The organism is Nocardia goodfellowii (genome assembly GCF_017875645.1).
GTDB classification, from domain to species: Bacteria; Actinomycetota; Actinomycetes; order Mycobacteriales; family Mycobacteriaceae; genus Nocardia; species Nocardia goodfellowii.
The window spans coordinates 4,392,047-4,413,229 of record NZ_JAGGMR010000001.1 but is presented as its reverse complement, the minus strand read 5'-3'; the positions used below and the strand labels follow the sequence as shown (position 1 = coordinate 4,413,229).

Genomic DNA, 21,183 nt, shown 5'->3' with positions numbered 1-21,183 from the left:
CCGCGAGGGTCCGAGCGTCACTGGATGACCGTGTGCGCGAGCGCATTCTTGCGGAGGCCCGCGGGAATCCCCTCGCGTTGGTGGAGTTACCGCGCAGCGCGGACTTGGCGGGCGGGTTCGCGCGGCCGGACGAGTATCCGGTGACCGCCGCCATCGAGCACAGTTTCCGCGCCCGGTTGGCGAATCTGCCCGCACCGAACCGGTTGCTGCTGACGATCGCCAGTGCCGAGCCGACCGGGGATGCCGGGCTGCTGTGGTCGGCCGCCGAACGCGCCGGTATCGAACTGCCCGCGGCCATGGACTCCGGAGAATTGGCGGAATTCGGTGCGCGCGTGCGCTTCTGCCATCCGCTGGCCCGATCCGTGGTCTATCGGGCCGCCGAGCCGGAGCAGCGGCGCGCGGTGCACGGCTGGCTCGCCGAAGTCGTCGATCCCGAGGCCGATCCGGATCGGCGGGCGTGGCATCGGGCCCTATCCAGTGCCGGGCCCGATGACGAGGTCGCGGCGGAACTGGAGCAATCCGCCGCGCGGGCGGAGTCGCGCGGCGGCGTCCCCGCCTCGACGGCGTTCCTGGCCCGCGCCGCCACCCTGAACCGGGATCCGGCGTTGCGGCTGCAGCGCAGTCTCACCGCGGTACGGGCGCAACTGGCGGCGGGTGCGACCGACACCGCCGGCGATTGCTGACCACCGTGAACGACGGCGCGCTGACGGAAGCGCAGCGGGCCGAGGTGGATCAGTTGCACGGACAACTCGCGTTCCTGCTCGACGCGATGTTGTCACTGGCCGCTGGTGATCATCGCGGAGCCGCGTCGACGCTGCGGCCGATTCTGGCCGACAGCCACAGTGACCTGTGGACCCGGCATCCCGCGCTAGGCAGTTGCGCGCCTTGCCGAATATCGGCGGCTCCGCAGGGTGACTGCCGGCGGTCGGGTGCGAACAACACGGAGGGCCGCAGTGCAGCAAGTCAGTATCGAAATCGTGTCCACGGCTTCAGGGCTTGGGCAGGCCTGGCAATCGTCGATCACGATGTGTGTCAGACGATTTCGTCGGCAATCACCTTCTCCGCGTCTTGCGAGCTTGCTTCGGTTCTTGTGCGGAGAACCTCGCGCCCCTGTGCTGCGGCCCGGAGGATGGTCTCGCTGATGACCTCGCTGAATCGCGCCATGCCCTCCAGCCGGATCGCGGTCGCGGTGCCGCGGCCGAAGATGTCGACGCCTTGCCGGCTGATCGCGGCGACCTCGGCCATGCCCCGGGCTGCCTCGATCGTCGACTGGTACCAGACATTGTCGTCGACGATGTAGCGAACGCGGCGGCGCGTATCGGATTCCCGGCGGACCAATCCCTCATTTTCGAGGGACTTGATCGCCTTGGAGACCGAGGGCGGGCTGATCTGGAGGCGGTGCACGAGCTCGGTTGCGGTGAGACTGCCCGCGTCCGCGGTGAAAAGGCAGGTCAACACCCGGGCCGTCGTTTTGGGCATGCCCTGATGCATGAGCATGGCGGTGAAGGTCTCCTCGTACTGGCGTATCGCCTCGGCATCACGCCCGCCGCTTGGCACCGGCGCTCGCTGCCCTCGCGGCGCGGGCTGCGCGCGCCGGTGCGCGCGGCGTCCGGTGGCACGTTGAGCGAGGTCGGCGCGGTAGCCCGTGGGCCCGCCGTTGCGCATCACCTCGCGGGTAATCGTCGAGGTGGGGCGGCCCAAGCGCCGTGCGATTGCCGCGTAAGGAAGGTTTTCGGCCAACCCCAACGCGATCTGCTTGCGTTCGGACTGGCTGAGCCTGCCTCCGGACATGCGATTCTCCTCGGCAATTCCGCTCGGGTTCCCTACGTGCCGACTGTAGCGCCCAGGTGCAGGACATCGCAACGATCCACCAGCGCATCGTTGCGTTAACTTTAAACCCAGCGCAACAATATCTTTCCATCTAGCTGCATGAACGGCGTTCGCTCACAAGGATTTATGTTGCCTAGTCCAGGAAAGCTACGTAGCTTTTCCACTGTCAGGAAAGAGCCCCGAACCACCGCCACTAGGAGAAAACCGATGCGGAACAACAGCGTTTCCCCCACTGACTCGACATGGACCGGCATGGTCCCGGTCGGTGACACGGCCCTGGCCGTCACCGATACCGGTGGTTCCGGCATCCCGGTTCTCTATGTCAACGGCCACGTCGCCACTCAGAAGTACTGGCGGCATGTCATCACCGAACTGGGGCCGCAATGGCGCCACCTCACCTACGACATGCGAGCCCGTGGGAAGTCGGAGACTTCGGCGGACTACTCGTTCGAAACCAACGTCACCGATGTCGACGCCGTGCTCGCGGCCCGAGGCGTGGACCGTGCGCTGGTAGTCGGCTGGTCCTATGGCGCATTCGTCGCGGCGCACTGGGCCGCCCGCAACCCTGATCGGACGATCGGCGCGGTGCTGGTCGAGGGCGCGCAACCGCACGACTGGATCGATGAGGTCGATATCGAGAGGATGCGGAAATTGTGGCGCCGGTTGGGCTGGTTGATGCCGCTGATGCGCACGATCGGTCTAGGCGCGCGGATGACCGCCGACCAGATGGCCGACAGCAACATCGAGGCCGGCGAGATCGCTCGCGAACGGGTCCTCGGCCCGGTGATGGACAGCATCACGGTCCCGACCCGGTATGTGAACGCCTCAGGGTCCTCCCTGGGCAGCAAAGGTGATCAGCAAGAACTCATCCGCGCCAGCCTGCACAAGGTCGTCGAACGAAACCCGAATATCGAAATCCACGCGAAAGTGCCCAGCAATCACGGCAACATCCTTCGCAAGGACTTCCCCACCATCGCCGAAGCAGTCCGCGTGGTCGCCGAGCGCGGCCACCAGGTGCACCCTTGAGGCCCCGTCCGGCAACTGCGGCGCACTCCGCGAAACCGCCGGCTACAGCCAGTGATTGCGCCGGAAAGCCAGGAACAGGCCCGTGCAGATAGTCACCATCACCAGCAGGACCGCCGGATAACCCCAGGGTTGTCGGAGTTCGGGCATGTGATCGAAGTTCATGCCGTAGATCCCGGCGATCATCGTCGGCACCGCGGCCAGGGCAACCAGTGCGGAGATCTTGCGCATATCGGTGTTCTGCTGGACTGCGATCTTGGCCAACGCGGCACCGACCAAGGTGGTCAGCGCCTCATCGAAGTCGCTGATGCGCTCGGCGACCTTGGTGTGGTGGTCGGCGACATCGCGAATGTAGCGGCGAACCTCTTTGGGCAGGGGCACGCCAGGTTTGCCCAGCGACTGCAATGGGACGGCCAGCGGAGCGACCGCGCGGCGCAGTTCGACTATCTCGCGCTTGAGTTGATAGATCGAGGCGATGGCCACGAAACGCCCTGGCGTGAAGATCTCCTCCTCCATCGCATCGATGTCGAGTTCTACCAACTCGCTGACTGCCAGGTAAGAATCGACCACATAGTCGGCGATCCCGTGCAGCACCGCGCCCGGACCGAGGCGTAGCCGATCGGGATCGGCCTCGAGCTCCTGGCGGACGCCGGCCAATCCGGAGTGTTCGCCGTGCCGCACCGCGACAATGAACTCCGAGGCGGCGAACAGCAGGATTTCGCCAGTCTCCACGATCTCGCTGACGCTGTGCAGTTCATGCTCGACATAGGCGACGGTGCGCATCACCAACACCATGGTGTCGTCGTATCGTTCCAGTTTCGGTCGCTGGTTCGCTTTGACCGCGTCCTCGGCCGCCAGCGCGTGTAAACCGAAGGTGCTCGCGATCTCGGTCATTTGCTTCTCATCGGGGTCGTGCAGCCCTACCCACACGAAACCCGTTCCCCGCGAACGGACTTCCGTCAGCGCGTCGACGGGAGTGAACAGACCCGGCAGCCGGAATCCGTCTACGTAAACCGCACAATCCACGATCACCTGCCCCCGGCCGCGCGAACGCCGCACCGGCCCATCCGTCTGTCCATGATCCCGAGATGATTTGGGGGGCGGCAAAGCTGACACCGAATGATGCTACGTGGCCCGGCAATGACAGTGGTTCCATGACTGCGCGACGGCCGGCATAGGCCCCGCCCCTTACCCAGGATGCAGCCGCCCGCAGCTGCTTATTCCGGCTACCGCCGATTCCCGGTGACGTCGGCGTCGGCTTCGGTGAGCTGGCCCTCGGTCCTGGCAGCCTCCAGGTGCGAGACCGGACGGTTCCGGAAACTCGCCCGCACGCGCACGCACCCGCGATACGGTGACCGCGAACTCGATTGGAGAACCATGGACCCCATAGTCGCAGTCACCGGCGGACGCGTGAGCGGACGAATCGTCAACGGCGTCAGCGTATTTCTCGGTATTCCCTACGCCGCCGCACCGGTGGGAGCGGCGCGGTTCGCGCCCCCCGCGCCACCGGCAGCCTGGGACGGCATCCGCCCGGCGGTCGAATTCGGCGCGACCTGCATGCAGTCGCCGTATCCGCCCGCCATCGCCGAGATCTTGGGCAGTGACCACATTCCGGGCGCGGAATACCTGAATGTCAATGTGTGGACACCGGATACGGACGCACGGGGGCTGCCGGTGATGGTGTGGATTCACGGCGGCGCGTTCACCCGCGGCGCGAACTCGCGCACGGCCTATGACGGTGCGGCCTTCGCCCGGGACGGTGTGGTGCTGGTGTCGGTGAACTATCGGCTCGGCGTCTCCGGCTTCGCCGTCCTCGACGGCGCGCCCGCCAATCGTGGTCTCCGCGACCAGATCTACGCCCTGGAATGGGTGCGCGACAACATCGAGGCTTTCGGCGGCGACCCCGCCAACGTGACCGTCTTCGGTGAATCGGCCGGCGGCATCAGCGTGGCGGCCCTGCTCGCCGCGCCACCCGCTCGGGGACTGTTCGCGAAAGCCATCGTGCAGAGCGGCACCGCGCGAATGGCCGCCACCGCCGCGGACGGTCGACTCGTCGGTGCGGAATTGGCTGCCGTGCTTGGCATTCCGGCCACGGCCGAGGCGTTCGCCGACGTCGAACCCGCCGCGCTGCTGGCCGCGCAGGAGACCCTGAGCGCCCAGTACCTGGCCGATCCCGACCCGAAGCGCTGGGGACCGTCGATCGTGTCGAGCGGCCTCGGCATCACGTGCCTGTTCCCGGTCCTCGACGGCGAGGTGCTCACCGGCGACGTGCTCGAATCTGTGGCCGCGGGCGCGGCGGCGAATGTACCGCTGCTGCTCGGCTACACCGCCGAGGAGTTCCGGCTGTTCCTGGTACCCACCGGGATAGCGGCGCTGGTGAACGCGGAAGCGCTACCGGTCATGCTCACCCGCTACGGTCTCGACCCCGCCCTTGGGGAAATCTACGCGGCCGACCGCCCCGAGGCCGCACCGGGCGACCTGCTCGCCGCCATCCTCACCGACCACGCCTTCCGCGCACCCACCATGGAACTCGCCGACGCCCAGTCCGCCACCGGCGCACCGGTCCACGTCTACGAATTCGGCTGGCGCCGCACCGACCGCGACCTGGGCGCCATGCACGCCCTCGAAATCCCCTTCGTCTTCGACACCCTCGCCGGCGCCGCACCCCTCACCGGACCCGGCGCACCCCAGCAACTCGCCGACACTATGCACGCCGCTTGGGTCGCCTTCGCCCAATCCGGCGACCCGGGCTGGGAACCGCACAACCCCCGAACCCGCCCGGTGATGACCTTCGACCACCCGCGCTCCGCGCTCGCCTACGCCCCCCGGGCGAAAGAACTCGCCGCCCTGGTCGACGGCGATCCACCGAGGTAACCCAGGACGAGCGGCGGCTGTGCCGCGGAACTCCCGTGCTCGCGGAGGACATTCATGGCCGCTGCTGGATCGGCCTCGCTCCCTCGGCAGCGGATGTGATCGGCTGAGAGCTACGCCGCAGAGGTCTCGGCGAGCAGAGCGACACCGAACAGTCCCAGCACAGCTCCGCTCCCGCGCAGGAGCGCCCGGACAATCCGGGTGTTCCGCACTGCGCGCCGAGCGGTCCCGAACACCATCGCGTACACCAGCAATGAGCACATCCCCAGGACCGCGAAGGCCACGCCGAGCACGAATGCTTCGCCGGGATGGCTTGCGCTGCCGAGGAATTGCGGGATGACGCTGGCGAAGACGATCATGGTCTTCGGATTCGACAGGTCACACAGCAGCCCCTCGCGGAAGCTTCGCAGCAGGGTGCCTCGACGATCGCTCGACGGACTCGCGGGCACGGCGGAATCGAGAACGGAGAGGTCTCGCGACAGTGCCAGCCGCACACCGAGATACAGCAGGTACAGAGCTCCGACTATTCGCACGATATCGAAGGCGAGCTGAGAAGACACCAGCAGAGCCGTCAGTCCGGCGGCGGTGGCCATGGCCCACACCAGATCTGCCACCAACACTCCGAACGCTATTGCGAGCGCGGCGGCCCGCCCCCGCAATAGGGCATTCTTCAACGTCAACACCACCGCCGGTCCGGGAATCGCGACCAGCACGATCGCTATGGCGGTGAACGCCAACAGGTTTGACAGCATTATCAGATCACACCAGTGTCACCCCGGAGCCGCAACCGAACACGGGCCCTCCTGCGGCGGGGTCGCCGCGTCCGCGGCGGCTTCTTCGACGGGTGGGTAGGCGTCGCGCAGACGGTGCATGGTCGCCGCCACGACGGCACGGACGTCTGTCTCGTGCAGTGGGGTGGACAACAGCGCCGCACTGCACGAGAAGCCTTCGACCAGGGTCAACAGCAGTAGCGCTTCGCGGCGCAGCGCCTCCTCGTCGATCACGCGGTCGGCCAGCGCGTCGCGCAGCAGCGAGCGGATCACTTCTGCGCCCTGGAGCGAGAGTGCGGCGATGTCGGCCGCCATCTCCGGGTCCGTGCGCGCCATGACGCGGTATTCGACGAGGGCGATGTTCTCCCGGCGCTCCGTATCGCTGGTCGGCGCGACGAAGGCGATGACATCGATGAGCCGGGCCACCGGATCGTCGGACATCGTCGTCGCGCGCCGCGCGGCGCGCTGCATGAGCACGCTCAGCGTGAAGCGCATGACCTCGCGGATGGTGTCGCCGAAGTAGTGGCGGATGCTCCCGATGGTCAAGCCGGTGCGAGCGGCGATGCGGGCGAGGGTCACCGAACGCAGCCCATGCGCGACGACTTCGTCGATCACGGCGTCGGCGATCTGCTCTCGGCGGACATCCGGGTCGATTCGTTTGGGCATGACCATATGATAGCGATCTTTAGCATCATCATGCTAAATTCTCTAGCATGATGATGCTAGAAACATCCCGAGACGGTCCTTCTTCCTATTGCGGTTCGGCACAGGGCTAGACATGAAGGGCTGGTACGACTCCGGGTTCGGCCCGACGGGCGAGGACCTGCACGGCCTCGAAGACCTCGACGGCGATTCGGGTGCGTGGTCGGCACCCGTTCACCAGCCCGATTCACCGTTGCCACCGTTCCGCCCATCCCTCTCGTTCGAGCGCACGCGATTTGCGATCGACCTTCCGGATGCCTCGACGGCGACGCTCCGCAGCTGCTCGAGGTGGTCACCCACCTGCCGCTGTGGACGAATCGCTGGCCGCCGTTCGTCTCGCCCATCGACCTGCCCGCATGGGCGAATACGACGCTGACCATCGCCGCGGCCCTCGCGGGGATCGAGCGAGCACTCACCTTCCGACACCACCGTCTCCTGGACTCCGGAACGGATGGGATCGAGAGCTGACGCCGCGAGCATCGCGGTGCACTCGGCCACGAACGCCCCGTCACATCCCGCCGCGTCTCGTACACATCGCGGCTCAACCAAAGAAGTGCGCATGCGATCACATCGATCTCGACGGTCCACGACCCTGCTCGCCGCCGCCACGTCGGCACTGCTCTTGCTCACCGGCTGCACAGCCGCCTCTTCCCCACCGGACTCCCAGGCGGACGGAGGCCTCGGCTCCTACCTCGACCAAAAACTCGACTGGGGCCCGTGCGGGGCCACCGCGACGAACACAGCGGACGCCGAGCTGTTCGCGAACCCGGCGCTCGAGTGCACGTCGGTGGAGGTGCCGCTCGACTACGACGAACCGGAGGGCGAGAGGGCGCACGTGGCGCTCCTGCGCTTGCCCGCCAGGGGTGCGGCCGAGGGCTCGCTGCTGATCGACCCGGGCGGCCCCGGCGGCTCCGGCACCAACTTCGTCGCGTTGACCGCGGCCCAGTGGCAGGCTGGCCCCGTCGCCGAGCGCTTCGACATCGTCGGCTTCGATCCGCGCGGAATCGGCTCGTCCACCCCGGCCCTCGACTGCTACACCGACGATGAGTACGACGCGGGCACGGCACCCCGGTTCGGCGTCGTATACGACGTCACCAGTGCCGACCAGGCGGCCGAGCTCGCCGAACGTTGCGCCGAGGGCTCTGGCGGGGTCGCGAACCTGGTGAATGCCGGGTCGGCAAACGTGGTGCGGGACATGGACATCATGCGAGCGGCGCTCGGCGACGACCAGCTGACCTACCTCGGTTACAGCTACGGCTCCCAGCTCGGTGCCATGTATGCCACGACCTACCCCGAAAAAGTTCGCGCGATCGTGCTCGACGGGGCCATCGCGCCCGACCTGACAGCATCAGAGTTCCGCCTCTCGCAGTTCGCCGGCATGCAGGCGCGGTTCAACGACCTCGCCGCGTCCTGCGCCCAGACACCCGACTGCGTGCTCGGCACCGATCCCACAGCGGCGAACGATCGCCTCCACGAGATCGTCCAACCGCTCGTCGAGACGCCACCGACCGCCAACGGCAGAGAGGTGAGCGTCTGGGACGTCTACCTCGGTATCGTCGGCGGGCTGTATTCGCAGGCGGGATGGCCCGGCATCATCGCAGCGCTCACTGCCCTTGCGAGAGGCCGGGCCGACGAGATGCTCGCCCTGCGCGACACGTTCTACGGCCGCACCGCGGACGGCGACTACGCACTCGACCTCGACACGAACATCGCCGTGCGCTGCATGGACTGGCCGCGCCCGACGTCCGGGGAAACCACCGCGCTGGCACGCGAGGCAGGCGAAGTAGCGCCGATGTTCGACCTCGACGTACTCACCGCGGGCGACTACCGCAGCGAGTGCGAGGCGTGGCCCGCGCCGCCCACCGGCGACGAGCCCTGGCTCGCACCTGTCGATGACCTTCCCAAGACGCTCGTGGTGTCGGTTACCGGTGATCCCGCGACGCCACACGAGGGCGGCATCGCGATGGCACACGCTCTGGGCGCAAACCTGCTTTCCGTCGAAGGCAAGCAACACGGTGCCTACCTCCTGGGCGGCAGCGAGTGCGTCGACCGCGTCGTCGACGCGTATCTTCTCGACCTCCAAGCACCGCCCGTCGACGCGCGCTGCAGCCTGTGACACCTCGGTGATCTCATCAGGGGCTGCTCCGACCGGTCGTCACGCAACCCGATCACGCGTCAGGTGTGCGACAGATCGTTGGACGGTCCGCGGGTCAAGAAGGCGCGCAACGCGGTGACCAGCGCGGCCGGATTGTCCTCCTGGACGTTGTGCCCCGCGTCCGGTATTACCACGAGTTGCCCGTCCGGAATGCGCTCGATCAGCTGTTCGGCGGCGGCTTGCGGGAGCGCCCTGCTGCGTGCGCCACGCACCAGGAGCACCGGCACCCGGGTCAGTTGCGCGGGCAGCCGGTCGATGGCCGCGAGAACGGCAGGGAAATCGGGCGGCCTCGGATCGGCCTTCGGCACCCAATCGCCATGGGGCGCACGGCGAAACAGCGTGCTCATGCGATAGGTGACCGCCGCTCGGTTGGCACGTGGATTGACCCGCATCGCGGCCCGAACCACCGTGTCGAGTTCCCGCACCGGGCCGAGCCCGGTGATGAATGCCCGCATTCGCCGGGTGCTTTCGAAGTCCACGCCGGGTGCGATATCGATGAGCGCCAGCCGCTGCACCCGGTCGGGCCACCGGCCGGCGACGTGGGCCGCGACCACGCCGCCGAGTGACATTCCGACCAGCACGAACCGGTCGAAACCCAAATACTCGGCAGCCGCGACGACATCCGCCGCCATGGTCTCGATGCGGTAGTCGCCGGACCAGTCGCTGTCACCGTGTCCACGCAGATCCAGTGCGACCAACCGAGCGGCACCGCGCAGGCCCAGGCAGACGAAATCCCAAGTGTGCGCGGTCAATCTGCCGCCGTGCAGCAGCAGTACCGGGAATCGTGTTCCACCCCAATCCAATCCGTGCAGCCGGCAGTCCGCCCGGGAGAATCCGATCTCCCGAGGCGGCGCCGGATCATGGATCGTGACACCCAGCGACGCCGCCAACTCGACCATCGCCGGAATCGTTGATTGTCGATGCACAGCACACCCTCCCTTTACCTTGAGTATCCAAGGTAAAGGCATTACATTGACTCGTCAAGGTAGGGTTGGCGGCGAGTGCGGGACCGCCGGTGATGAGGCGGGCGGCCCGCTATGCCGCCGAGAAACTCCAGCGCACCGGCACCGAGGATGCACGGCCCCGGCAATGCCGACCAGGGTCAGCACGGGCACGCCGGTCCTGATTCAGGCTGCCTTGGTGCCGTCCTGGCGGCGACGGGCTTGTCGGTGTGATCCGAGCAGTGTCAGAGCAACTGGCTTCCGGCCGCGTTTGCTGGTCAGATTCCGCCAGCGTGCTATGGGGCCGAGACGGTCATCGACGAGATGGACGGGGCGATGCGGCGGGAGAAGCCGGTGAGGACCTGACCCGGGCCCAGCTCCACCAGTTCGTCGTACCCTTCGGAGACCGCTCGGCGGATGGTCTCCACCCAGCGCACAGGGGTGACGAGTTGCGTGCGCAGGAGAGCTCGGATCTGGGCGGGATCGTCGACGTGGTCGGCGGTGACCGCGCTGAAGACGGGTATCGTCGGCGGACGCATTGTGTATCGGTCGAGCTCGGCGCCGAATTCGTCGGCGATCTCACCCATGAGTGCGCAATGGAATGGGCCGCCTACCTTGAGCCGCACCACCTTCAGGGCGCCCGCGGCGCGGGCGAGGTCCTCCAGCGCCGCGACCGCGACGGTGTGGCCGGAAACCACAGTCTGGGCGGGTTGATTGTAGTTCGCGACCGCGACCAGACCGACTTCGACTGTCGCGCACAGGGTTTCGACCTGTTCGTGGGGCAGGCCGATGACCGCGCTCATCGCACCGTCTGATCTCGCGGAAACCTCGGCCATCAACTCACCACGCCGGCGCACCAGCCGGAGCACCGACTCCTCGTCCAGGACACCGGCAATCGCCAGGGCGGTGAATTCGCCCAGGCTGTGTCCCGCTACCGCGGCCGGTGTCCAGCCACGCTGTCTGCGGACCGCCATCAACGCGAGACTCGTTGCGACGACAGCCGGTTGGGTGACGTCGGTGGCTCGCAACTCCGCCGCGGTCCCCGCTGTGCAGAGTTTCCGCAGCGGGATCCCGAGGATCTCGTCGGCCCGCCGCAGCACTTTCTCGGCGACCGGGTGGTCGGTGATCCAGGCCGCCATGCCGGGCCGTTGCGAGCCTTGGCCCGGGAACAGGCCGAGTGAGCGCGGCGCCGCCGTGGGACTAGCTGGTAATTCGTTCATCGACCGCGCCTCCCTGCGCGAACTGCTTTTCCAATAGCGGCGGAAGTCGCGTACTGACCAACTCGATATTGCGGACAACCAGATCGTCGGGCATCCCGGCGATGTCAGCCCAGAAGATCAGGTGCCGTACCGGCAGCCCGGCCGTCCGTTCGTGGATCCGCGCGGCCGCCTGCTCCGGCGTCAGGATCTCCAGGGCGGCCCATGAACCGTCGGCCGGGCGCTGCCGCAATTCCGCGGCTTCGAGCAGGGGCGGCCGCGGCAGGTCGGTGCCCTCGACCGAGAGCTGGCGGTAGGAGTTCATCTGGTGCACCAGGTGCGGGGCGACGCGGGCCCATGCGGCCTCGGGGTCATCGGCGAGCAACACCGGAAGCAGGTCCGAGACCCGCGCGGTCTCCGGATCATGGCCGCCCTCCGCCAGTCCCGCGCGATAGTGCGCGAACAAGTCGTGGGAGATGTGCAGCAGCCCGATGCCGAGCCGGCCCGCCAGGCGTGCGCCACGCGGACCGTAGAAACCGCCCCACAGCGGCACCGGCTGCTGTATCGGTCCCGGGGTGACGCCGCCGGTCTCCCACAATCGCCGGATCTCGGCGATGTTCTCGCCGGTGCGGGCGAACCGGCGGCCGAAATCGGCACCGAACAGCTGATATTCGGGCACCCGGTAACCAGCTCCGAGACCGAGCTCGAGCCGTCCACCGCTGATCAGGTCGACCAGGGCCGCCTCCTCGGCGAGGTGGGCGGGCGCACGCAGCGCCGGGAGCACGACCGCGGTGCCGATGCGCACGGTGCGCGTGCGGGCCGCGACCGCGGCGGCGAAGGTCAGCGGTTGCGGTAGGTATCCGTCGTCGAACAGGTGATGTTCGGTGAACCAGACTCCATCCGCGCCGCGCTGCTCCGCTTCTTCGCAGAGCTCGAGGGTGCGGGCGTAGCGGTCGGCCCAGGGCCGCTGCCAGGCGACGGGATTTCGCAGATCGAAGAGCAGTCCGACATCCATATTCTGGCTCCGTTCGTCAACCGGTCGTGGTGTTCGTCCAGGCCCGGGGATCAGCGAACCCTGGGTGTCGTTCGAGCCGGCGCCAGCGTGCGGTGCCGCGCGCCGGCACCGGGGCAGCGGCTGCGGCGGCGCGTGCCCTGGCATAGAGCAGCGCGGTGAGCACCCCGAGTTCGACCGGATCGGCCGTGCCCTTCTCGATCCGTAGGAATACGGCGCTCATTGCGGCGGATTCCCGTGCTTGCGGCGCGGCAAGTCGGTGTCCTTGCCCTGCAACATCGCGAAAGCGCGGATCACGATGCCGCGGGTGTCGCGGGGGTCGATGACATCGTCGACCAGGCCGCGCTCGGCGGAGTAGTACGGATGCACCAGTTCGCTGCGGTATTCGGCGATCTTCAGATCGCGAGTGGCCGCAGGATCGGCCGCGGCCGCGATCTCCCGGCGAAACACCACGTCGGCGGCGGCCTCGGCACCCATTACCGCGATCTCGTTGGTCGGCCAGGCCAGCGCCAGATCCGTACCGATGGACAGCGAGTCCATCACGATGTACGCCCCGCCATACGCCTTGCGCAAGACCAGCGAGACTCGCGGCACGGTGGCGTTGCAGTAGGCGTAGAGCAGCTTCGCGCCGCGCCGGATGATGCCGCCGTGTTCTTGGTCGACGCCTGGCAGGAACCCGGGCACGTCGACCAACGTCAGCAGCGGAATATTGAAGGCGTCGCAGAACTGCACGAACCGCGCGCCTTTCTCGCTCGCGTCGATATCGAGTACCCCGGCCAGCACCATCGGCTGGCTCGCGACCACGCCGACGACGTGACCGTCGAGCCTGGCCAGCGCGCACACCAGGTTGCCCGCCCACAACGCTTGCACTTCCAGATACTCACCGTCGTCGACGATTTCGGCGATTACCTCTCGAATGTCGTAGGGCCGGTTGCCATCCAGTGGCACCAGGTCCAGCAGGGCGTCCGCTTTCCGGTCGGCCGGATCGGCGGTGAAAGCCACCGGCGGCAGCTCCCGGTTGTTGCCGGGCAGCATCGAGAGCAGCAGCCGCACCTCCGCCAGGCAGGACTGCTCGTCATCGTGGACGAAATGCGCTACGCCAGAAGTGCTTCCGTGCACATCGGCGCCGCCGAGACCGTCCATGGTCACGTTCGCCCCGGTCACTGTGCGGACCACCTCGGGGCCGGTGATGAACATCTGCGAGATCTCGCGGACGACGAAGACGAAATCGGTGAGCGCGGGCGAATATGCCGCGCCCCCGGCGCAGGGTCCGAGCATGACGCTGATCTGCGGAATCACACCGGAGGCGCGGGTGTTGCGCCGGAAGATGCCGCCATAGCCGGCCAGGGCGGTGACACCCTCCTGAATGCGCGCGCCCGCACCATCATTGAGCGACACCAGTGGTGCCCCGGCGGTGATCGCCATATCCATGATCTTGTGGATCTTCTGCGCGTGCGCCGCGCCGAGCGCTCCGCCGAAGATGCGGAAATCGGCGGCGTAGACGAAGACGGTGCGCCCGTCGACCTTTCCCCAGCCCGTGACCACGCCGTCGGTGTACGGACGTCGAGCCTCCATGCCGAAGCCGGTGGCGAGGTGCCGCCGCAGCGGTTCGACCTCCACGAAGGTGCCCGGGTCCAGCAACAGATCGATGCGTTCGCGGGCGGTCAGCTTGCCCTTGGCGTGCTGGCGGTCGGTGGCCGCCTGGTCCGGCCCGGACCGGGCGTCCTGCTTGCGCCGGTCCAGGTCGTCGAGCCGGTCGGTGAACCGTGTCGGTTCCTGCACTGTGGTCATCGGGTCTCCTGTTCTCGGTGCGGGACCGGCTGATTCAGCCGAGTAGCGTCCCGCCGGTGGCGTCGATGAACGCGCCGGTGATCCAGCGCGCCTCGTCGGTCGCCAGGAAAGTCACCACGTCGGCGACCTCGACGGCCTCACCGACCCGTTTGAACGCCGATATCTGCGACATCTGCTCGACCGCCTCCGGGATGTCGAACAAGGCGCTGCCGTTGTTGGTGATGCCCGGCGCGACGCTGTTGACCGTGATGGCACGCGGCGCCAGATAGCGGGCGAAGTGCAGCGTGATCTGCTCGACCGCGCCCTTTGTCATCGAATAGGCCACCTGCTCGGGATTGGCGAATCGGGTCAGCCCAGAAGAGATGTTGACGATGCGGCCGCCGTCGGGCAGCAGACTCAGTGCTCGCTGCACGATGAAGAACGGCGCTTTGGCGTTCACCGCGAAAAGCCGGTCGAATTCCTGGGCGCTCACCTCTTCCGGGGCGACTCCCGCCGGGGTGGTCACGCCCGCGTTGTTGATCAGGATGTCGAGCGTCGTCTGTCCGGTGCGCTCCTTGAGACCGTGTTCCACTCCGAGGAACAGCTCGTGCACGTCGCCGGGCACACCCAGCTCGGCACGAACGGAAAACGCTCGGCCGCCGTCGTTCTCGATCGACTCGACGGTTTCCCGCGCGGCTGTCTCGTTGCCCGCGTAGTGCACGACGACCAGCGCGCCTTTGGCAGCGAGGCGCTGCGCCGTGGCCCGTCCGATGCCTCGGCTCGACCCGGTGACCAGTGCGGTCTTGTTCGTCAGGCTGCCCATGATGGTTGTCTCCTTGCGGTTGATGGGGTGTTTCGGGCCTGGTTCGGGCAGGCCGCTGATCATGCGCGCCAGCCGGGCGCGGACCGGGTCCGAGCGCATGAGCTCGGTGAACAGCTCCCGGACCGGTTCGACCTCGGGGCCACCGAGCAGCAGCAGGGTCTGCGCCCGGATGTTGGTCAAGGTGCGGGCGCCGGTACGGTGCCGGGCACGGTGGTAGCCGTCGAGGAGTTCGTCGCCGCCCGTGCCGGTGATCCGCCCGGCGAGCCGGCCGCCGAGTTCGGCGGCGTCCTGCAGGCCGAGGTTGAGGGCCTGCCCGCCGACCGGTAGCTGCCGATGGGCGGCATCGCCGGCCAGGAGTACCCGGCCCCGCCGGTACTCGGTGACTTGACGACTGGTGTCGTCGAAAACGTTGCACCACAGTGGATTTCCATGACCGATGGCTTCACCGGTGACCTTCGCCCACGCGTCGGCGATCTCGTCGAATCCGGGTTCGGCCTGCCCCGCCCGGGGTTCGGCGCCATACACATGCACCATCACCCGGGTGCTGCCGTCGGGCCAGCGCGCGGCGGTCGCGAGCCCGTTGGCAAGCCGCTCGAAACGCCGGGACGGAAGGTCGAGCCCGGCCACGTCGGCACGCAGCATCTCCTTGGTGGCCGCGGTCCCGGCGAAGTCGAACCCGGCCAGCGCACGCACCGTGCTCCGCTCGCCGTCGCAGCCGACGACGTAGGCGGCCGCCATCGACCGCCGCAGGCCCGCGGCGGTCACGATCGCGACCCGGACTCGATCATCGGAGACGCTCAGCCCGACCACCCGCTGTCCGCGCGCCACGTGACCACCCGCCTCGACGACCCGGTCCTGCAGCACGGCTTCGAGCCGGGCCTGCGGGCATTTCCATTGGCCCGCATAGGGATGCGCCGGATCGGCATCGGTCAGCTCGAGCTGGATGCCACCGAAGTGGCCGGGACCGCCCTGGGGCAATCGGCCGAGCCGGCCGAGCCGGCCGAGTATGCCGCGTTCAGCCAGCAGGTCCATGGTGCGCGCGTGCAGTGTCGAGGCTCGCGATTCGGTAGTGGGTACGGCCAGCTGCTCGACCACCGTGACCCGGACTCCGCCGTGTGCCAGGTCCCCGGCCAGCAACAGCCCGACCGGGCCCGCACCGACGACCACCACGTCGGTGTCGAGATCCGCCGGCCCGGTCATCGGTCAACGCCGTTCTTCCGCATACGCTTTGGCGTGCGCCAAGGTGGCGCGACTGTTGTTGCCGAGGGCGTCGCGGATGAACGTGCGCGCCTCCGCGATGCCAGCGTCCGGGCCGAGGATCTCGGTGATCCGATCGGCGTTGATGATCACCGTGTGCTGCGAGGAGGCGGTGGTGCCGCCGTCGGCATCCGCATCGAACTGCCAGTACCCGGTATGCAGATCCATCAGGGCGGGCAGGGTTGTCTGCTTGTAGGCGATGCGGTGGTGCGGGAAGCAGACCCGGACCGACTCGGTGGTGTGACTCGAACCGTCCTTGGTCAGGGTCTGCATGCGCAGCACCTGCAGGCCCGGAGCGGACTCGGTCAGCTCGACGGCGTCGACGTGCGGCAACCGCTCGGTCCACCGGTTCGCCTCGTTGACGAAGTCGAACATGTCCTTGGCCGAGCCGTTGACCTGGACCGAATCCACGAAGGACAGGGTCAGCTCGCTGGTCCGCACGGCCGACTCGACCGCCGCCTTCAAGCCGGGTAATTCGGCCCTGCTGTTCTCGTCGACCGCCCGCTCGATCCAGTCCAGCCCCGCTGGATCGTCGTCGACCGCGCGATAGCTGTGCAGCAGCCGTAGCCGGGTCCGCCGCTCGCCCTGGTCCTCGATGATCCAGGTGCCGTTCATCTGCGCTACCGGCGGCGCGGAAACCTCCTGCCAGAACGTGATTCGATGAGACTCCGGGTCCAGGACGCGCCGTGACACCCAGTTCTTGGGTACACCGTTGGCCGTCGCCCAGATCCGGATGCGTTCCTCGTTGCCGGTCTGCTCGATCCGATCGACGTAGACCGACGGCGGGAACAACCGCGGCCAGTTCTCCACCTCGGCGAGCATGCGATAGACCTCACCGGCCGGTGCCTGCACGGTGATGGCGTGCTCGACCTCACGCGTGTGTGCGCTCATGACTTTTCCTTCGAATCAGGTGGTCGAAATCAGAAGTTGCCCAGGCCCCCACAGACATTGAGTGCCTGTGCGGTGATGGAGGCGGCGAGGTCGGAGGCCAGGTAGCCGACCAGGCCCGCGACCTCCTGCGGCGTCGAATAGCGACCGAGCGGGATCTTGGCCTGGAATTTCGCCAGGATGGCGTCTTCGGTGGTGTCCCAGGCCTCGGCGTATCCGCTCCGGACTCGTTGCGCCATGGGCGTTTCCACGTACCCCGGGCAGACCGCGTTGACGGTGATCCCGGTCGGAGCCAGCTCGTTGCCGAGTGCCTTGGTGAAGCCGACGACGCCGTGTTTGGACGCCGAATAGGGCGCACCGAGCACGACGCCCTGTTTTCCGGCGGTGGAGGCGATGTTGATGATTCGGCCGCGCTGCTTCGCGCGCATCCCGCCGCTGGTGAGAACTTCGCGGGTGATCAGGAAGACGCTGTGCAGGTTGGTCGCGATCACGTCGAACCACAGTTCGTCCGGGATGTCGGCGGTCACCCCGCCCCCACTGCGGCCCGCGTTGTTGACCAGCACGTCGATCGGACCGAACCGGTCGACCGCCGCGCGTACCAGGGCCGAAATGTCCTCCTGCGAACGAACATCGGCGGTAGTGCCGTCGACGTCGAGGCCCGCGTCGCGTAATCGCGCCACGGTATCGCTGACGGCTTCCTTGTCGCGGGCGCAGAGAAACACCCGGTGTCCCTGCTCGGCCAGTTGCCGTACCGACGCCAAGCCGATGCCGCTGGTCGCGCCGGTGACCAATGCCACCCTGTCGTCTCGAGACATAGCGAATCTCCTTGTCTAATAGAGGTTTTGGCTTCAGCCGGGCTGGGAGGCGCCGAGCAGGTGCGCGTTGACCAGGGCCACCAGGGCCCGCGGCGTACTCGCCGCGGCCGCCTCCTCGTCGTCGAGGGCGACGCCGAATTCGCGTTTGATGCGGCCGGTCGTCTCCAGCAGTGCCAGCGATTCGTAGCCGAGTTCTTCGAACTCGAGCTCGTCGATGTCGCCGTCCAGCAGGCCGGTGTCGCCGGAGCCCTCCCGCAGGATGCGCCGGAGATCTTCGAGGGTGAATGGCATGACTTTCCTTTCGTCAGTTGAGGTTTCGACCAGGACCGCGCACGACCATCGCGGAGTTGAAGCCGCCCGCACCACGAGCCAGCACGAGCGCGGTGCGGACCGGCGCCTCCCGTGCCGTAGTGACCAGGTCGAGTTCGTATTCCTCGGCCAGTGAGCTGCCGATGGTCGGCGGGATCACGCGGTCGCGGATCGACAGGAACGCGGCGGCCAGATCGAGTGGGGCCGCCCCGGAATACAGCCGGCCCGTCATCGTTTTCGGCGCGGTGACCGGTACGGCGCGGGCGCCGAACACCGCGGTGATGGCGGCGGCCTCGCTGCGATCCAGCGCCGTGATTCCGGCGGCATCGGCGAAGACGACGTCGATCTCCGCGGCCGAGCAGCCCGCGTCCCGCAGTGCGAGCTCCAGGGCCCGGCGCAATCCGGATTCGCCGCCGGGACCAGGCGGCGGATCCAGCGTGGCGGCGTGACCGGCGATCTCGCCGTAGATCTGCCGCGCACCGCGCTGCTCGGCGTGCCGGGCATCCTCGAGCACCAGCAAGGCGCCACCCTCGCCCGGCACGTAGCCGCTGGCGCCGGCGTCGAAGGGCAGATACGCCCGCTCCGGGTCGGTTTCGGTACTGAGACCGCCGCCGGCCAACTGCGCCACCCAGCCCCACGGGCAGATCGACGCGTCGATCGCGCCCGAGACGATCAGCGCGGTTCCCTTCCTGATCTGCCTGCGCGCGTGCGCCACCGCGTCCAGACCGCCGGCCTGGTCACTGACCACCACGCTGCTCGGCCCGCGCAAACCGTTGCGGATGGAGATCTGACCGCTGTTGACCGCGTAGAACCAGGCAAATGACTGGTAGGCACTGACGTATTCCCCGCCCCGGCTCCACAGGGCTTTCAGTTCGTTCTGACCGAACTCGAACCCACCAGAATGGCTCGCGGTGATGACACCGGCGGAGTACTCGCCCAGATCGCCCGGTCGCACACCGGCATCGGCGAACGCCCAGTCGGCACTCACCAGCGCGATCCGCGTCATCCGATCGGTCTGCGGCAGCAACCTGCTCGGCAGGTGTGCCTCGGCACTGAAACCGGTGATCTCCCCGGCCAATTGAGCCGGATAGGAGGAGGGGTCGAACCGGGAGATCCGCCGGATCCCGGTGCGCGCGGCCAGCGTCGCGGTCCAATACTGCTCCAGGCCGAGCCCGGTGGGCGCGGCTACTCCCAACCCGGTCACCACGGTGCTGGTCATGACCGGCTCCGGAAGGGGTCGGCCAGCACCACGGCGCTCTGGAATCCGCCGAACCCACTGCCGACCGACAACACCACGTCGACCTGGTGATCACGGGCGGTCAGTGGCACATAGTCCAGGTCGCATTCGGGATCGGCGGTGTGCAGGTTCGCCGTCGGCGGGACCACGTTGTTGGTCATCGCCAGTACGGAAGCGGCGATCTCGATCGACCCGATCGCTCCGAGGGAGTGCCCGACCATCGATTTGATGGAGCTGATCGGTGTGCGGTAGGCGTGCTCGCCCAAACTTCGCTTGTACGCGGCGGTTTCGTGCCGATCGTTCTGCTTGGTGCCGGAACCGTGCGCGTTGATGTAGTCGATCTCGGAGGTATTGATCTGCGCTTCGGCCAGCGCGACCCGGATCGCCTCGGCCATCTCCTTACCGTCCGGACGCAACCCGGTCATGTGGAAGGCGTTCGAACGTGTTGCGTGCCCGGCCAATTCGGCGTAGATATGCGCACCGCGACGCCGGGCGCTGCCCAGTTCCTCGAGCACGAACACCGCAGCGCCCTCGCCGAGCACGAACCCGTTGCGGGTGGCGTCGAAGGGACGTGATGCGTGCTCCGGGTCGTCGTTGCGCGAGGTGGTCGCTTTGATCGCATCGAAACACGCCACCGTGATGGGGCTGATCGGCGCGTCGGTGGCGCCCGCGATCATCACGTCGGCGCCACCGTCACGCAGGACCTCGGCGGCGTAGCCGACAGCGTCCAGGCCCGAGGTGCAGCCCGTGGAGACGACCGCGCTGGGTCCCTGCGCGCCGATGGCCCATCCCACCTCCGTCGCGAACGAACTGGGCACCAGGTAGTTGTAGAGATGGGGTACCGCGTAGTTGTGGTCGACCAGTTCCAGCCGGCCGCCGTCGCTGACGGTTCGATATTCCTCGTCCAGCCCCATGGTGGCCCCGACCGCGCTGCCGATGGTGACTCCCGTGCGATGCGGGTCCAGCGCGCCGAATTCCAGACCGCTGTCGGTGATGGCCTCCCGAGCGCTGACCACCGCGAGTTGCGCGGCGCGATCCATTCGCCGGATCTCCTGCGGGCTCAGCCCGTGCATCTCGGCATCGAAGTCGATCTCCGCCGCGATCTGCGAGCGGAAGGCGGACGGGTCGAAGAACGAGACTCGCCGAGTCGCGGTGCGGCCGTTGGAGATCAGGTCCCAGAAACTCTTGGTACCCACTCCCCCCGGCGCGGTGACACCTATTCCGGTGATGACCACCCGCCGCCGCCCGGCGTTCACAACGCACTCCAGGTGTAGAAGCGACCGGCCATGGCGTCAGCGGGTGAGCGCCAGGTCTGCGGATCGTAGGCTTCGATGAACGGCTGCAGATCCTCGCTGATCTTGACGAATTCCGGTGCGGTCCGGACGCCGGCGATGCGTTCGCCGCCGTCATCGGAATCGAAATCTTGCAAATGGAAATACAAGCCGTGGTAAGCGAAGAGCTGACGGCGGCGCGTACCCATCCGGTGCGGCATCTCGGTTTCGTCGAATGCCCGAAACAATGCTGCGACGTCATCGGCCGCGGTGGGCCGCATTCTGGCCACGATCAGTGTGCTGAACATTTCTC

Annotated in this window: 21 protein-coding genes; 5 read left to right on the top strand and 16 right to left on the bottom strand. The window is 67.6% G+C overall.

Annotated elements, in window-relative coordinates; all coding sequences use genetic code 11:
• Nucleotides 1-32: 32 nt before the first annotated feature.
• A complete protein-coding gene (locus BJ987_RS20220; protein WP_209892368.1) occupies nt 33-683 on the top strand; it encodes a hypothetical protein in 651 nt (216 codons plus the stop codon).
• 349 nt (nt 684-1,032) lie between these two features.
• Here the strand turns inward: BJ987_RS20220 and BJ987_RS20215 are convergent, their stop codons facing one another.
• Nucleotides 1,033-1,791 (bottom strand): GbsR/MarR family transcriptional regulator, encoded by a 759-nt coding sequence (locus BJ987_RS20215; protein WP_209892366.1) that lies wholly within the window; start codon nt 1,789-1,791, stop codon nt 1,033-1,035.
• 246 nt (nt 1,792-2,037) lie between these two features.
• Between BJ987_RS20215 and BJ987_RS20210 the strand changes: the two genes are divergently transcribed.
• The gene (locus BJ987_RS20210; RefSeq protein WP_209892363.1) at nt 2,038-2,856 is read left to right on the top strand and encodes an alpha/beta fold hydrolase; all 819 of its coding nucleotides are present in this window, start codon (nt 2,038-2,040) and stop codon (nt 2,854-2,856) included.
• A 42-nt stretch (nt 2,857-2,898) separates the two neighbouring features.
• Here the strand turns inward: BJ987_RS20210 and BJ987_RS20205 are convergent, their stop codons facing one another.
• Entirely contained in the window at nt 2,899-3,912 is a 1,014-nt protein-coding gene (locus BJ987_RS20205; RefSeq protein WP_307869688.1) for a magnesium and cobalt transport protein CorA, read from the bottom strand.
• Nucleotides 3,913-4,230: 318 nt separating this feature from the next.
• On the opposite strand from BJ987_RS20205, the gene BJ987_RS20200 reads away from it, so the two are divergent.
• Nucleotides 4,231-5,727, top strand: coding sequence for a carboxylesterase/lipase family protein (locus tag BJ987_RS20200; RefSeq protein WP_209892357.1), 1,497 nt, complete (start codon nt 4,231-4,233; stop codon nt 5,725-5,727).
• Between the two features lie 110 nt (nt 5,728-5,837).
• Here the strand turns inward: BJ987_RS20200 and BJ987_RS20195 are convergent, their stop codons facing one another.
• Nucleotides 5,838-6,476: a LysE family translocator gene (locus BJ987_RS20195; protein WP_209892354.1), complete on the bottom strand. Its 639-nt coding sequence runs from the start codon at nt 6,474-6,476 to the stop codon at nt 5,838-5,840.
• A gap of 18 nt (nt 6,477-6,494) precedes the next feature.
• Complete coding sequence (locus tag BJ987_RS20190) at nt 6,495-7,160, bottom strand: TetR/AcrR family transcriptional regulator (RefSeq protein ID WP_209892351.1); 666 nt, start codon at nt 7,158-7,160, stop codon at nt 6,495-6,497.
• Between the two features lie 324 nt (nt 7,161-7,484).
• Here BJ987_RS20190 and BJ987_RS20185 point away from each other — a divergent pair, with 324 nt between their 5' ends.
• A complete protein-coding gene (locus BJ987_RS20185; RefSeq protein WP_209892348.1) occupies nt 7,485-7,664 on the top strand; it encodes a hypothetical protein in 180 nt (59 codons plus the stop codon).
• A 154-nt stretch (nt 7,665-7,818) separates the two neighbouring features.
• Nucleotides 7,819-9,312 (top strand): alpha/beta hydrolase, encoded by a 1,494-nt coding sequence (locus tag BJ987_RS20180; protein ID WP_209892346.1) that lies wholly within the window; start codon nt 7,819-7,821, stop codon nt 9,310-9,312.
• Nucleotides 9,313-9,371: 59 nt separating this feature from the next.
• On the opposite strand, the gene BJ987_RS20175 is transcribed toward BJ987_RS20180, so the two are convergent.
• From BJ987_RS20175 to BJ987_RS20115, 12 genes are all read right to left on the bottom strand, one after another.
• Nucleotides 9,372-10,250, bottom strand: a complete 879-nt coding sequence (locus tag BJ987_RS20175) for an alpha/beta fold hydrolase (RefSeq protein ID WP_209892343.1) — start codon at nt 10,248-10,250, stop codon at nt 9,372-9,374.
• 338 nt (nt 10,251-10,588) lie between these two features.
• The gene (gene fabD, locus BJ987_RS20170; protein WP_209892340.1) at nt 10,589-11,512 is read right to left on the bottom strand and encodes an ACP S-malonyltransferase; all 924 of its coding nucleotides are present in this window, start codon (nt 11,510-11,512) and stop codon (nt 10,589-10,591) included.
• Entirely contained in the window at nt 11,493-12,503 is a 1,011-nt protein-coding gene (locus BJ987_RS20165; protein WP_209892338.1) for an LLM class flavin-dependent oxidoreductase, read from the bottom strand. The genes fabD and BJ987_RS20165 overlap by 20 nt, the downstream gene beginning before the upstream one ends.
• A 16-nt stretch (nt 12,504-12,519) precedes the next feature.
• The gene (locus tag BJ987_RS20160) at nt 12,520-12,723 is read right to left on the bottom strand and encodes an acyl-CoA carboxylase subunit epsilon (RefSeq protein ID WP_209892335.1); all 204 of its coding nucleotides are present in this window, start codon (nt 12,721-12,723) and stop codon (nt 12,520-12,522) included.
• Nucleotides 12,720-14,291, bottom strand: coding sequence for an acyl-CoA carboxylase subunit beta (locus BJ987_RS20155; protein ID WP_209892332.1), 1,572 nt, complete (start codon nt 14,289-14,291; stop codon nt 12,720-12,722). Before BJ987_RS20155 ends, BJ987_RS20160 begins: the two co-directional genes overlap by 4 nt.
• 34 nt (nt 14,292-14,325) lie before the next feature.
• On the bottom strand, nt 14,326-16,293 hold the full coding sequence (locus BJ987_RS37350; protein WP_245366055.1) for an SDR family oxidoreductase: 1,968 nt from the start codon (nt 16,291-16,293) through the stop codon (nt 14,326-14,328).
• Between the two features lie 3 nt (nt 16,294-16,296).
• On the bottom strand, nt 16,297-17,241 hold the full coding sequence (locus BJ987_RS20140; RefSeq protein ID WP_209892329.1) for an aromatase/cyclase: 945 nt from the start codon (nt 17,239-17,241) through the stop codon (nt 16,297-16,299).
• 29 nt (nt 17,242-17,270) lie between these two features.
• Entirely contained in the window at nt 17,271-18,053 is a 783-nt protein-coding gene (gene fabG / locus BJ987_RS20135) for a 3-oxoacyl-ACP reductase FabG (RefSeq protein ID WP_209892326.1), read from the bottom strand.
• 33 nt (nt 18,054-18,086) lie between these two features.
• Nucleotides 18,087-18,344, bottom strand: a complete 258-nt coding sequence (locus tag BJ987_RS20130; RefSeq protein ID WP_209892323.1) for a phosphopantetheine-binding protein — start codon at nt 18,342-18,344, stop codon at nt 18,087-18,089.
• 13 nt (nt 18,345-18,357) lie between these two features.
• The gene (locus tag BJ987_RS20125; RefSeq protein ID WP_209892321.1) at nt 18,358-19,581 is read right to left on the bottom strand and encodes a ketosynthase chain-length factor; all 1,224 of its coding nucleotides are present in this window, start codon (nt 19,579-19,581) and stop codon (nt 18,358-18,360) included.
• Entirely contained in the window at nt 19,578-20,855 is a 1,278-nt protein-coding gene (locus tag BJ987_RS20120; RefSeq protein WP_209892318.1) for a beta-ketoacyl-[acyl-carrier-protein] synthase family protein, read from the bottom strand. Before BJ987_RS20120 ends, BJ987_RS20125 begins: the two co-directional genes overlap by 4 nt.
• Entirely contained in the window at nt 20,852-21,178 is a 327-nt protein-coding gene (locus BJ987_RS20115; RefSeq protein WP_209892315.1) for a TcmI family type II polyketide cyclase, read from the bottom strand. Before BJ987_RS20115 ends, BJ987_RS20120 begins: the two co-directional genes overlap by 4 nt.
• Nucleotides 21,179-21,183: the final 5 nt, after the last annotated feature.